General features: G+C 61.6%; 9 protein-coding genes and 2 pseudogenes. 3 read left to right on the top strand and 8 right to left on the bottom strand.

The genetic code is table 11. The annotated features are described in order from the left end of the window. Positions 1–64: 64 nt before the first annotated feature. Complete coding sequence (locus D3M70_RS15860) at positions 65–823, bottom strand: anti-sigma factor (RefSeq protein WP_120126669.1); 759 nt, start codon at positions 821–823, stop codon at positions 65–67. Further along, positions 820–1,332 (bottom strand): sigma-70 family RNA polymerase sigma factor, encoded by a 513-nt coding sequence (locus D3M70_RS15855; protein ID WP_120126668.1) that lies wholly within the window; start codon positions 1,330–1,332, stop codon positions 820–822. Before D3M70_RS15855 ends, D3M70_RS15860 begins: the two co-directional genes overlap by 4 nt. Positions 1,333–1,535: 203 nt before the next feature. Here D3M70_RS15855 and D3M70_RS15850 point away from each other — a divergent pair, with 203 nt between their 5' ends. After that, positions 1,536–2,621 (top strand): catalase family peroxidase, encoded by a 1,086-nt coding sequence (locus D3M70_RS15850; protein WP_120126667.1) that lies wholly within the window; start codon positions 1,536–1,538, stop codon positions 2,619–2,621. Then, the gene (locus D3M70_RS15845) at positions 2,618–3,154 is read left to right on the top strand and encodes a cytochrome b (protein WP_120126666.1); all 537 of its coding nucleotides are present in this window, start codon (positions 2,618–2,620) and stop codon (positions 3,152–3,154) included. The genes D3M70_RS15850 and D3M70_RS15845 overlap by 4 nt, the downstream gene beginning before the upstream one ends. A 196-nt stretch (positions 3,155–3,350) precedes the next feature. On the opposite strand, the gene D3M70_RS15840 is transcribed toward D3M70_RS15845, so the two are convergent. The 3 genes from D3M70_RS15840 to D3M70_RS15830 all read right to left on the bottom strand — a co-directional run bounded on the left by D3M70_RS15840 (position 3,351) and on the right by D3M70_RS15830 (position 6,067). Further along, a complete protein-coding gene (locus D3M70_RS15840; protein ID WP_256659882.1) occupies positions 3,351–4,490 on the bottom strand; it encodes a M14-type cytosolic carboxypeptidase in 1,140 nt (379 codons plus the stop codon). 116 nt (positions 4,491–4,606) lie between these two features. Continuing rightward, entirely contained in the window at positions 4,607–5,131 is a 525-nt protein-coding gene (locus tag D3M70_RS15835) for a DUF4880 domain-containing protein (protein ID WP_120126665.1), read from the bottom strand. A gap of 468 nt (positions 5,132–5,599) precedes the next feature. Then, the gene (locus D3M70_RS15830; RefSeq protein WP_120126664.1) at positions 5,600–6,067 is read right to left on the bottom strand and encodes an Lrp/AsnC family transcriptional regulator; all 468 of its coding nucleotides are present in this window, start codon (positions 6,065–6,067) and stop codon (positions 5,600–5,602) included. Positions 6,068–6,290: 223 nt separating this feature from the next. On the opposite strand from D3M70_RS15830, the gene D3M70_RS15825 reads away from it, so the two are divergent. After that, positions 6,291–9,776 (top strand): indolepyruvate ferredoxin oxidoreductase family protein, encoded by a 3,486-nt coding sequence (locus D3M70_RS15825; RefSeq protein WP_120126663.1) that lies wholly within the window; start codon positions 6,291–6,293, stop codon positions 9,774–9,776. A 138-nt stretch (positions 9,777–9,914) separates the two neighbouring features. Here the strand turns inward: D3M70_RS15825 and D3M70_RS34235 are convergent. The 3 genes and pseudogenes from D3M70_RS34235 to D3M70_RS15815 form a co-directional block, all read right to left on the bottom strand. Further along, a pseudogene (locus tag D3M70_RS34235) lies at positions 9,915–10,244 on the bottom strand (acetyl-CoA carboxylase biotin carboxyl carrier protein subunit); the annotation flags it as partial. Further along, positions 10,245–11,885: pseudogene (locus D3M70_RS15820) on the bottom strand (acetyl/propionyl/methylcrotonyl-CoA carboxylase subunit alpha); the annotation flags it as partial. It lies immediately after the preceding pseudogene. Next, positions 11,885–12,703 (bottom strand): gamma-carboxygeranoyl-CoA hydratase, encoded by an 819-nt coding sequence (locus D3M70_RS15815; protein ID WP_120126661.1) that lies wholly within the window; start codon positions 12,701–12,703, stop codon positions 11,885–11,887. The pseudogene D3M70_RS15820 and the gene D3M70_RS15815, both read right to left, overlap by 1 nt. Between the last annotated feature and the right edge of the window lie 5 nt (positions 12,704–12,708).

Below are 12,708 nucleotides of genomic sequence, written 5' to 3'. Positions count from 1 at the left end.
TCCCGTTGCCAGGTGGCCAACCCGTTTCGGGATTGGCCACAGACCCGCAACGGCCGATGCCCTGCTAGATCGGTTGCTTGATCGCCTGGCGCGCGGCCTGGGCGGCGGGGTCGTCTGCCGGGCCAACCACAGCGTAGTTGTAACGCCCGCTTGACCAGTAATCGGCCTGCAACTCGCCATCGCGACGGGTACCGCGAGGCAGCAGGTGATTTTGCACTCCCGGTGGGCGGATGTAGAAACTCAGCGTGCGTCCGTCGGCATCCTTGTACACCACCATGGCCGCGGCGCCCTGTTCGGTGCTGGTCAGGCGTCCGCTCACCGGCTTGAAGCCGGCTGACTCAAGGTCCGGCAGACGATTGGCCTGAGCGAAGTTCTTGTCCAGCCAGACTTGCACATTGTTCGGTTTACCCGCGTTCCAGTCGCTGGCCATGCTGTCGTTGACCGCGAACATCCGGTACGCCTGGACCGCGTCCGCCATGGGCAGAACAGCGCTGGCCAGCGTCATCTCACGGGCCTGCCAGCCACTGAGGCCGCCAATGCCCACGGCGATCAGCAACACCGCCGCGGTCGCGAAGTGACGCGTGCGATTGCGGCGTAACCGTTGACGAATGTACGCAGGGTCCAGTTCCGGATTCATCGGTCTGTGCAGCTCGCCACTGAGGCCGGCGCGCAGGTTCTGAACATCCCGTTGCCAGGCTTGCAGTTGCTTTGCCATCTCCGGGTTGGCCGCCAGATAGGTTTCCAGGGTTTGTTGATCGGCGTCGTTGAGCTGACCGTCGACGTAGGCGTGCAGGTCGCGTTCGCTGGGGGGCAAGGTGATCATTTCAATATCCGCAGGACAGGGGTGGTGATTTCGCCTTCGCTGAGCAGGCGCAGGGCCTGGCGCGCGCGTGACAGGCGGGACATGACAGTGCCCACCGGTACATCGAGAATTGCAGCCACTTCGTTGTAGCTCAAGCCTTCGACCGAGACCCAGAGCAACAGTGCGCGCTGCTCGGTGTTCAGCCGCTCGAAAGCCTGCAAGGTGGTCTGGGCGACGACCGTGCGCTCGACGGAGGGCTCGAAATGGTCCTCCTTGCCACCGGTGAACAGCTCGAGCATGCGGCTGTATCGGCGCGAACGTCGATGACTGTCGAGAAATTGCCTATAAAGAATGGAGAACAGCCAGGCACGCAAGTCGCCGTCAGGCCGCTTGCTGCTCCAGGCCGACAACGCTTTTTCCAGGCTCGACTGCACCAGATCGTCGGCGCTGCTGGGGTCGCGGGTCAGCGACACGGCGAAGCGGCGCATGCGTGGCAGCAGTTCTCGTAATTGATCGTCAACATCATTCATAGGAGGCTTCCAGGTCGATCAGCGGGATCGTTTCGGATCGTATGACCAGAAAGACGCACGCCAATGCAAGTTATTCCACCGCTAAAAAAATAACTATCGTGTCGTGGAATAAAGCCTTGGCTGCCACGTCCCACTGCACCCTGACTGATTGATAGCAGTCAACCGACGTTTTTCTTAGAGGCCTCAGGCCCGGAGAGTTTTCCATGGTAGACCGTGAGCCGCCGTACCCCCGCAAACCGCCCCTCAGTACGCCGCAGAAACTGGCGCGCATGGCCGGCATTGGCCTGGTGGTGCTGATCGCTGCCGGGGCCTTCGCCTATGTCAACGGCAGTCTGGACCCGCAACGCCTGACCCCGGCACGGGTGGTCGATGTGTTCGAGCACAACAATGGCGTTCACCCGGGGTATCGGCGCAATCACCCAAAAGGCATTTGTGTCGCCGGGTACTTTGAAAGCAATGGCGCGGCGGCGACGCTGTCCAGAGCGCAAGTCTTCGCGGCGGGCCGCACCCCGGTGATCGGGCGACTGGCGCTGCCGACCGGCAACCCTTACTCGCCCGACAGCGCCGCGCCGCTGCGCAGTTTCGCGGTGCAATTCACGCAACCCGACGGCGAGCAGTGGCGCACCGGAATGAACAGCATGCCGCTGTTCCCGGTCGGCACGCCGCAGGCCTTCGTCGATCTGCAAAAGGCCACGGCGCCGGATCCCAAGACCGGCAAGCCTGACCCATCCAAACCCCCGGCATTCTTCGCCGCGCACCCCGAGGCCCAGCCGTTCCTGGCGTGGGTCAAGACCGCGAAACCGTCCGCCAGTTTTGTCACCGAGACTTACAACAGCATCAACGCGTTCGTGCTGGTGGATTCGAACGGCAAGCGACAGGCCGTGCGCTGGAGCCTGGTGCCTGAAGCCACAGCGAGTGAGCCGGCGCCCGACGCCAAGGATTACTTGCAGAAGGATCTGACAGAGAAACTGGAAAGCGGCCCGCAACGCTGGAAGCTGGTGCTGACAGTGGCCAATGCTCAGGATCCGACCAACGACGCGTCGAAAGCCTGGACGGGCAAGCACAAGACCGTCGACGCCGGGACGCTGGTGGTGGACAAGGACAGCCCGCAACTCAATGGCGACTGCCGCGACATCAACTATGACCCGCTGATTCTGCCAAGCGGCATCGAAGGTTCCGACGACCCACTGCTGGCCGCGCGTTCGGCGGCGTACGCGGCGTCCTACATGCGTCGTACCAGTGAAGTCGATCAGCTGAAAGCCGAGCCCGCGCAGGAGAAACAGCCATGAGTACGCCAACCCCCCATTTCGCCCCACTGGCACGGGCGCTGCACTGGCTGATGGCGCTGATGATCATCGCCATGCTGTTCATCGGCGCCGGGATGGTCGCCTCCGTGTCCGAGCGCCACGAGTGGTTACTCAATCTGCACAAGCCTCTGGGCATCGCGATTCTGTTGCTGGTGATCGTGCGTCTGATCGTGCGGCTGTGCACCCACACGCCGCCGTTGCCCGCCGACTTGCCCGCCTGGCAGGCACTCGCGGCGAAGCTGTCGCACTATCTGCTGTATGCATTGATGCTGGCGATGCCGTTGATTGGCTGGGCGATGATTTCAGCGGCCGGGGACCCGGTCGTGCTGGGGACCTCGTTGCGCCTGCCTTCGATCGTGGCTGCACACGCCGAAACCTTCGCGTTCCTGCGCAAGGCCCATCGTTATCTGGCCTATCTGTTCTTCCTGACCATCCTCATGCACCTGGCGGCCGCACTGTTTCATGGCTGGATCAGGAGGGATGAGGTGCTGGACAGCATGTTGCGCGGGAAATAAACGTGAGCGGTGCTGGAGGCATCGACGCTGCCGGGCTGGTGTGAGAGCGGACCTGCTGGCGAATGCACTGGATGCCTTGCCTGGCGCCTGCACAATGCATGAACCGTAGCGGTCCGGCTTGCCGGCGGTGGCGTCTCTGACAGTGCCACCGCTGGCCCGCCGGGCTGCTACAGGGGATGTGTGTTCAGCGACAGACTCAGCGCAGCACCGAAACCATCTGCCCCAACGTGGTCAACACATCCCGCGCCAGCTGCATCGAGCGTTTGCCTGACCAGCCAGTGACGACATCGGGCGCGTCGTCGTTGTCCTTGAACGGCATTTCCAGGGTCAGTGCCAGGCATTGGTAACGCTCGCCGACGCTGTTGCACGCCAGGTTCATGTTGGCCTTGCCCGGCGCCGATTTCGGGTAGCCGTATCGGGTCTGGAAGTCGGGGGTGAGGTTGCAAAGGCGTGTGCGGAAGTCGGCTTCCAGCGCCTTCTGCTTGTCGGTGTAACCGGGGTTGCCTTCGCACGCGGCCGTGAAGACGTAAGGGATTTCTTCGTCGCCATGTACGTCGAGGAACATGTCCACGCCATACTTTTCCATCTGTTCCTTGATGAAGAACACCTCGGGGCTCAGCTCGGGGGTCGAATCCTGCCAGGCGCGGTTCAGGTCCTTGCCCTGCGCGTTGGTGCGCAGGTGGCCGTGGAACGAGCCATCCGGGTTCATGTGCGGCACCAGGTACAGATCGGCCGAGGCGAGCAGGGTCTGCAACTCTGCGTCGTTTTCCTGCAGGCGCTCGATCACGCCTTCCATGAACCACTCGGCCATGTGCTCGCCGGGGTGCTGTTGGGCGATGATCCAGATCTTGCGCTTGCCTGGCGCGCCGTCACCCTTGCGCAGCAACGGAATCTCACGGCCTTCGACGCTTTTGCCGGTGGCGAGCAACTCTGTTCCGGCCTTGTTCAGTGCCTGATCGATCAGCCAGTCATGACGTTCGCGGCTGTAAGGCTCGAAATAGGCAAACCAGATCTGCGGCTGTTCGGGAGTGAGGTTGAAATTCAGCGCCTTGCCGTCGAAGTGGCTCGGCACGCGAAACCAGGTCTTCTGATCGTACGACGCGGCGGCGTTGTAGCCGGTCCAGGCGCGGTTGTAGCTGGATTCGCTGGCATTCGTCAGGCTGAACCCGTGGGGCTGGCCGACCCGCATGCCGTCGACCTTGAAGTGAAACCATTGGAAGTGCGGGCTGCGGGTGTCGGGGCGCATGGCCAGTTGCACATGCTGCGGATCGCTCGCATCGAGCACGACGATGTTACCGCTGTCGAAATCGCAAGTAATGGAAAGGGCGGTCTGGATCACGGAAAGTTCCTGAGTACGTTAATGCCAACGCAACGCCACTGGGTGGCTGTTATGACAGGTACTTTACACGGATCGAGAAAACCGGCGGCGACAGAAACGGTTGACGATGAGACTCAGGTGAAGGCTTCTGCGGCGACCAGCAAGCTGCACAGAAATGCGGTCAACAGCAACCAGCCGATGTAGACGCGGCGTTTGCGTCGATGCCAGCCGCTTGCGCCCAGAATCGCCGCCGGCGCCTGAAGTCTGCGCCACAGGCGTTCGGTGGCCTGGAAAGCGCTGAGGTGCAGGGCGTCGGCATCCAGCCAGTGGCGGAATTCGATACGCTGGCTGGCCGTGGCCTGCGGGCTTTGAAGATGCACATACCAGCGCACCGCCTGCAGGTTGATGGGCGCTGCGGTGTCGTCGCTGCACTGCTCCAGCACACGGATCATGCAACGCTCCACGGATTCGACGTCCTGTTCCAGCAGGTGCGCGATGTCGGCGTAGGGCAGTTGGTCGAGACGACTGAGCAGGAAGATTTGTTGGGTTTTGCGCGGCAGTTTCTGGATGCGACGGCGATAGGCGTCGGTTTGCTGGCTGACCGGCAATTCGGGGAGCCGATTGGGCAGCGTGAACAGGGAGGTGAGCTGATTAGTCATGGCATTTCACTCTCGGGTCATCCGTGGGTCGTCCTTTGAGGAAGGAGTGGGGGGCATCGTCCGTGACGCGGATCGATGCTAGTGCATATGAGATCCATTCTCAAGTTAAGTCGTTTATGGCTGATTTTTTACCAAATATGTCTTTTTTGACCTGCGTGGCGGTTCAGCGCTCCATTTTCTTTTGCTATCATGCGCGCCATCGCGCTCGCCTCACCATCGCGAACCCTCTTCATTAGCCTGAAGAAAGCAACACACGACCAACCCAGACCCTGAAAAAGGGCAAAAAAAGACCCGGCGAAAAAGCCGGGTCAAAAACCGTGATTAGCCTGATGAGAAGATAATCCAGAAGCCGACCTAAGGCTTCAGGGTTACCAACCGATCTCGCGACCGGTTGCGCTCAATAATAATCATTATCATTTGCACGTCAAATGTTTTTTCGCTTTCTCGCGAAATAAATTTTCCGTGTGCCTAATCGATGGGCAGCTCCGTCGTTCTCTTCACTACGCTCATTGCAATGTTCGAATGTGCTTCCTGCACGTGCGGGCTCTGCAGCAGGTGATCGCGCAAAAAACGCTCGTAGCTGGCGATGTCCTGCACCACGACCTTGAGCATGAAATCCATATCCCCGGCCATCGTGTAGCACTCCAGCACCTCGGGAAAGCCGATGATCGCGTTCTCGAACTCGGTCAGGTAACGCCGTCCGTGACCGGATAACTTCACGTCGACGAACACGGTCATGGTCAGGCCCAGTTTGGCCGGGTTGAGCAGAGCGACCTTGCGCTCGATCACGCCTTCTTCTTCCAGCCGATTGATCCTGCGCCAGCACGGCGATTGCGACAGCTCGACGCGTTCCGCGATCTCGGCGGCAGAGAGGTTGGCATCGTGCTGCAACAGGCGAAGGATTTTGCGATCAATGGGACTGAGTTTGACCTGCATGAATTGACCCTTTTTTATTGTTTAAATGGAACAGGCATGCACGATATGAGCAGATTTCGGCCAATTTAGAAAGAAAAAGCCCACGCCGCACAGGCAGTATTTGGCCTGTGAGCGCCGGGCTGAACCGTCCCGGCGTCCGAGCGACAAACGACTGGCTCACGAGGCCCAGGCTGCGCCGCTCACCACATTCAAAACGCACTGATAAAAACAAAGGAGTGCCTGAATGTCTTTGGCCGATATTCGTCTGGACGATAAGTACCGACTCGCAACCGGCAACCTGTACCTGACCGGAACCCAGGCGCTGACTCGCCTGCCGATGCTGCAAAAGCAGCGCGACGAGGCCAGGGGCCTCAATACCGCCGGCTTCATCTCCGGTTACCGCGGCTCGCCACTGGGCAATCTCGACAAGAGCCTGTGGGACGCCAAGGATTATCTCCAGGAGAACGCCATCCATTTCCAGCCTGGGGTCAACGAAGAGTTGGCGGCCACGGCGGTGTGGGGCAGCCAGCAGGTCAACCTGTTTCCCCACGGCAAGTACGACGGCGTGTTCGCGCTGTGGTACGGCAAGGGGCCGGGTGTCGACCGTTGCGGTGACGTGTTCAAACACGGCAATTCGGCCGGTGTCGCGGAAAACGGCGGGGTACTGATCCTTGCCGGCGACGACCACGGCTGCAAATCATCGACCATTGCGCACCAGAGCGAACACGCCTTCATCGCTTCGATGATTCCGGTGCTCAACCCGAGCAACGTTCAGGAAATCCTCGATTACGGCATCGTCGGCTGGGAACTGTCGCGCTACAGCGGGTGCTGGGTGGCGATGAAGACCATTGCCGAGAACGTCGATTCCTCGGCTGTAGTGGAAGTCGATCCACTGCGCATCCAGACGCGTATTCCCGAAGACTTTCAGTTGCCCAAGGACGGCCTGCACATTCGCTGGCCGGATCCGCCTTTGGCCCAGGAAGCGCGGCTCAATACCTACAAGATCTACGCCGCCCGTGCCTTCGCCCGCGCCAACGACCTGAACAAGGTGATGATCGATTCGCCGCAGCCGCGCCTGGGTATCATCACCACCGGTAAATCCTATCTCGACGTGCGCCAGGCCCTGGAAGAACTGGGCATCGACGAAGACCTCTGCGCCTCGGTGGGCATTCGCGTGCTCAAGGTTGGCATGAGCTGGCCGCTGGAGCCTGTGTCGGTGCATGGCTTCGCCGAAGGCCTCGACGAAATTCTGGTGGTCGAAGAAAAACGCAGCATCATCGAGGATCAGCTGACCGGCCAGCTGTACAACTGGCCGGTGGATCAGCGTCCGCGGGTTGTCGGTGAATTCGACGAAGAAGGCCGTTCGCTGTTGCCGAATCTTGCAGAGTTGACGCCCGCGATGATCGCCCGGGTGATCGCGAAACGTCTGGCGCCGATCTACAGCAGTCCGAAAATCGAAGCGCGTCTGCAGTTTCTGCAAGACAAGGAAAAGGCCCTCGCCGCGCCACTGTTCAAGACCCAGCGTACCCCGCATTTCTGCTCGGGCTGCCCGCACAACAGCTCGACCAAAGTCCCCGAGGGCAGTCGCGCCCTGGCGGGCATCGGCTGCCATTACATGACCATCTGGATGGACCGCGAAACCGACACCTTCACTCAGATGGGAGGCGAGGGCGTGACCTGGATCGGTCAGGCCCCGTTCACCGAAACGCCCCACGTGTTCCAGAACCTGGGTGACGGCACCTATTTCCACTCCGGTCATCTGGCGCTGCGTGCTGCCGTGGCATCAAAGGTCAACATCACTTACAAGATCCTCTACAACGACGCCGTGGCCATGACCGGCGGGCAGCCCATCGATGGCGTATTGCGCGTCGATCAGCTCAGCCGTCAGGTCTTCAACGAAGGCGTACAGCGTATTGCGCTGGTGTCGGACGATCCGGACAAATACCCGAGCCGCGAGCAGTTCGCCCCGATCACCACCTTCCACCATCGCCGTGACCTGGACGCCGTGCAACGTGAACTGCGTGAATTCAAAGGGGTGTCGGTCATCATCTACGATCAGACCTGTGCCACCGAGAAGCGCCGCCGTCGCAAGCGCGGCACGATGGTCGATCTGGACAAGCGCGCGATCATCAACCCGGCGGTTTGCGAAGGGTGTGGCGATTGCGGTGTGAAGTCCGGATGCCTGTCGATTCTGCCCAGGGAAACGGCACAAGGGCGCAAGCGTGAAATCGATCAGAGTGCCTGTAACAAGGACTTCAGCTGCGTCGAGGGTTTCTGTCCCAGCTTCGTGACGGTCCACGGTGGCAAGTTGCGCAAGCCGCAGTTGCCGGAACAGGTGCAGGCGTTCGCGGCATTGCCTGAACCGACGCTGCCGAGTCTCGATCAGCCCTACAACATCCTGCTGCCGGGCGTAGGCGGTACCGGTGTAACGACCGTTGGCGCGATGCTCGGTTACGCGGCGAACCTGGAAGGCAAGGGATGCAGCGTGCTGGATCAGGCCGGGCTGGCGCAGAAATTCGGCCCTGTGGTGAGCCACATTCGCATCGCAGCGCGTCAGCAAGACCTGTTCGCGGTGCGCATCGCTGCCGGTGAAGCGCACCTGCTGCTGGGCTGCGATCTGCTGGTGTCTTCGGGCCCCGATGCGATTGCCAAGTTAAACAGCGCAAAATCCCACGCCGTGGTTAACAGCCAGCAAACCCCGACCGCCGAGTTCACCCGCAACCCGGACGCTGAGTTCCCAGCCGACGCGATGATGCAGACCATCATCGAGGCGGTCGGTGAAGAGAAAACCCATTTCGTTCAGGCGACCGACCTGGCCACCCGACTGATGGGCGACAGCATTGCCAGTAACCTGTTCATGCTCGGCTATGCCTTCCAGCTTGGGTTGATTCCGCTGACCTCGGCGGCCATCGAGAAGGCCATCGAACTCAATGGCGTGGCGGTCAATCTCAACCAGCAGGCGTTCCTGTGGGGGCGTCGAGCGGCGTTCGACCTGCCGGGTGTACAGACTGCGGCCAACCCTCAGGCGGCGCCGGTTCAGGAACCTGAAGCGCCGAGTCTGGAGCAGCGTCTTGCAATCAACGTGAAAAATCTGACCGAGTATCAGAACGCGGCCTACGCCGAGCGGTATCTTGCCCTGGTGCACAAGGTGCGCGATGCCGAAGCCAGACGGTTCCCGGGCGAACCAGCGGTATTGACCGAAGCGGTGATGTTCAACGGCTTTAAACTGCTGGCCTACAAGGACGAGTATGAAGTCGCACGCCTCTACAGCAACGGCGAGTTCACCCGGCAACTGGAGGCGCAATTCGAAGGGGATTACCGCCTGGAGTTTCACCTGGCACCGTCATCGCTGGCCAAGCGTGACCCCAACAGCGGCGCGCCTCGCAAGCGCAGTTTCGGTCCCTGGATGCTGAAGGCTTTCGATGTGCTGGCGAAGTTCAAATTCCTGCGTGGCACGGCATTCGATCCGTTCGGTCGCAGCCTGGAACGGCGTCAAGAGCGGGCGTTGATCGACAGCTATGTGTCCGACATCGAACTGATTCTGACCCATCTGAACGCCGCGAATCGCCATACAGCCCTGAGCCTGGCGCGGCTCCCCGAGCGGATTCGCGGTTACGGTCACGTGAAGGAAAGCGCGATGAAGGCCGCAGCGTTGCAGGCAGTGCGGATGCGTCAAAGCCTGATCAGCGGCGAAGTGGAATTGCCGAAGTTGTATGAAGTCGCGGCGTAAGAAAGAAGTCGCAGCGTAAGAAAAGGGTGAGGCCATTTAAGCCTCACCCTTTTTTTGATGCTGCCCTTGACCCGCCAGGCCGGGCGCCGGTCCGCTGGTTGGCGATGGCACAGACGCCACCGCCAGCGAGCCGCGCGGCTACAGGGGTTGGGTGCTCAGTTCTACCAGCACCGCCCCTTCGGCGACCATCTCACCTTCAGCGCAATACAACGCAGCGACTGTCCCGGCGCAATTGGCCCGAATGCTGTGTTCCATTTTCATGGCCTCCAGCACCACCAGCGGCGTACCTGCTTCGACCTGCTGACCCGCTTCGACCAGCACCCGCACAATACTGCCGTTCATGGGCGCGCTCAAGCCGCCTTGCTGAGTCTGGCTTGCCTCGACGGTGGCAATCGGATCAACCCGCTGGACTGCCAGCAGGTCCCCTTGCCGGCGCAGATAAAGCGTGTCGCCCCGACGGATCGCCAGCGTCCTATGCTGCATGCCATCCAGATCGATCGACAACTGATCGCCAACGAGCGCGACGCTCCGGGACTGGTCTCCACGCAAATGCAGTGTGCGCGTCTGGCCTGCGCAGGCGAGGTGAAGATCGATTTCGCTCGGCAGTCCCAGACGCAAGCCGCTCACCGCCGACCAGGGCGAATGAGGGTCATCGCGACGGGGCAACGAGGGCGTGCTTTCCCGGTAGGCGTGCCCGGCGATTTGCCAGAATTCGTTCGACAGTGGCGCGGGCTCCGGCAACAGGTCCGACTCATGTCGGGGGATGAAACCGGTGTCCAGCTTCGCCTCGGCAAACGCGGGATGGCCAATGATTCGCCGCAAGAACCCCAGGTTGGTGCGCAGGCCGCTGACGGCGAACTCATCGAGCATCGACAGCAGCCGCAGACGCGCCTGTTCCCGGTCCTCACCCCAGGCAATCAGCTTGCCGAGCATCGGGTCATAGAACGGTGAAATCTCGTCGCCTTCGCTGACACCGCTGTCCACCCGCCGACCGGGGCCGGGCATCGATTCGCGATAAATCTCAAGCCGGCCGGTGGCGGGCAGAAAGTCATTGGCCGGGTCCTCGGCATACAGCCGCACTTCGATGGCGTGGCCGTTCAGCGGGACCTGATCCTGGCTGATGGGCAGTGCCTCACCCTGGGCGACACGGATCTGCCAGGCGACCAGGTCCAGCCCGGTAATCGCTTCGGTGACCGGATGCTCGACCTGCAGACGGGTGTTCATCTCCATGAAAAAAAACTCGCCGCGCACGTCCAGCAGAAACTCCACCGTACCGGCGCCGACATAACCGATCGCCTGAGCGGCACGCACGGCGGCTTCGCCGATGGCGCGCCGCAGTTCAGGGCCAAGACCGGGGGCCGGCGCCTCCTCGACGACCTTCTGATGACGACGCTGAATCGAGCAATCGCGCTCGTTGAGGTACAGGCAGTGTCCGTGCTGATCGGCGAATACCTGGATCTCCACGTGACGCGGCTGCAACACGTATTTCTCCACCAGCATGCGCGAGTCACCGTAGGAAGACAGGGCCTCGCGCTGCGCAGAGGCCAGTGCGTCCGCCAGATCCTCTTCGCGTTCGACCACCTTCATGCCTTTGCCGCCGCCGCCGGCCGTGGCCTTGAGCAATACCGGATAACCGATCCGCGCCGCGGCCTCGCGGAAAGTGGCAGCGTCCTGTGCTTCGCCGTGGTAACCCGGCACCAGCGGCACGCCGGCAGCTTGCATCAAGGTCTTGGCCGCCGATTTGCTGCCCATGGCATCGATGGCCGAGGCGGGCGGGCCGAGGAAGACCAGGCCCGCCCGCTCCACGGCACGGGCGAATCCGGCGTTCTCGGACAGAAAGCCATAACCCGGATGAATCGCCTGTGCGCCGCTGCTTCTGGCGGCGGCGATCAGCTTGTCGATCTGCAGGTAGCTGTCCGCCGCTTTGCTGCCACCCAGGTCCACGGCGATATCCGCTTCGCGAACGTGCCGAGCATCGCGGTCGGTGGCGCTGTGCACCGCGACGGTGGTCAGGCCCATGGCCTTGGCGGTGCGCATTACCCTGCAGGCGATTTCGCCGCGATTGGCGACCAGTACACTCGTCAGCGCGATGGTTTTCGGGGCGCTCATCAACGGGATTCTCCATGCTTGTCGTTGTCACCGCGCCAGGCGGGTTCACGCTTGTGCAGAAAAGCGCGCAGGCCTTCCTGGCCTTCGGCGCTCACCCGGATGCGGGCGATCGCGTTTTCGCAGTAGCGGCGCAGGGCAGGGGTCAGCTCACCATGGCCGACTTCACGCAGCAATTCTTTGCTGACACGCATGGCCTGGGGGCTATTGAGCAGCAGATTGTCCACCCAGCGCTCGACCTGATCATCCAGTTCGGCAGCCGGAAAGCTCTCGGCCAACAAGCCGATTTCCCGCGCGCGTGGCCCGCTGAAACGTTCAGCCGTCAGGGCGTAGCGACGGGCGTGGCGTTCGCCGATGGCCTGAGTCACGAACGGGCTGATGACCGCCGGAGCGAGGCCGATCTTGACCTCGGACAGGCAGAACTGCGCCTCGTCTGTGCCAATGGCCATGTCGCAGCAACTGATCAGGCCCAGTGCGCCGCCGTAGGCTGCGCCTTGCACCACTGCCAGCGACGGCAGTTTGAGTTTGGCGAGGTTGTACATCAGCTCGCCCAGTTCGCGGGCATCGCCCAGGTTGGTGTTGTAGTCCAGATTGGCGGATTCCTGCATCCAGGCCAGGTCCGCCCCGGCGCTGAAATGTTTGCCTCGGGCGCGCAACAGCACAAAGCGCAGGCTGCTGTCGCTCTGGATTCGGTCCAGGGCGATGATCAGCTCGCGAATCATCTGCGCATTGAAGGCGTTGTTCTTTTCCGGGCGATTGAGCCACAGGGTCGCGAAGCCCCGTGGGTCGAACTCAAGTTCCAGGGTGTGGAAGTCATTCATGGGTC

The sequence above is a fragment of the Pseudomonas sp. LS-2 genome, assembly GCF_003605735.1.
In the GTDB taxonomy this organism is placed as follows: Bacteria; Pseudomonadota; Gammaproteobacteria; order Pseudomonadales; family Pseudomonadaceae; genus Aquipseudomonas.
This window is presented reverse-complemented; position numbering and strand designations above follow the sequence as displayed.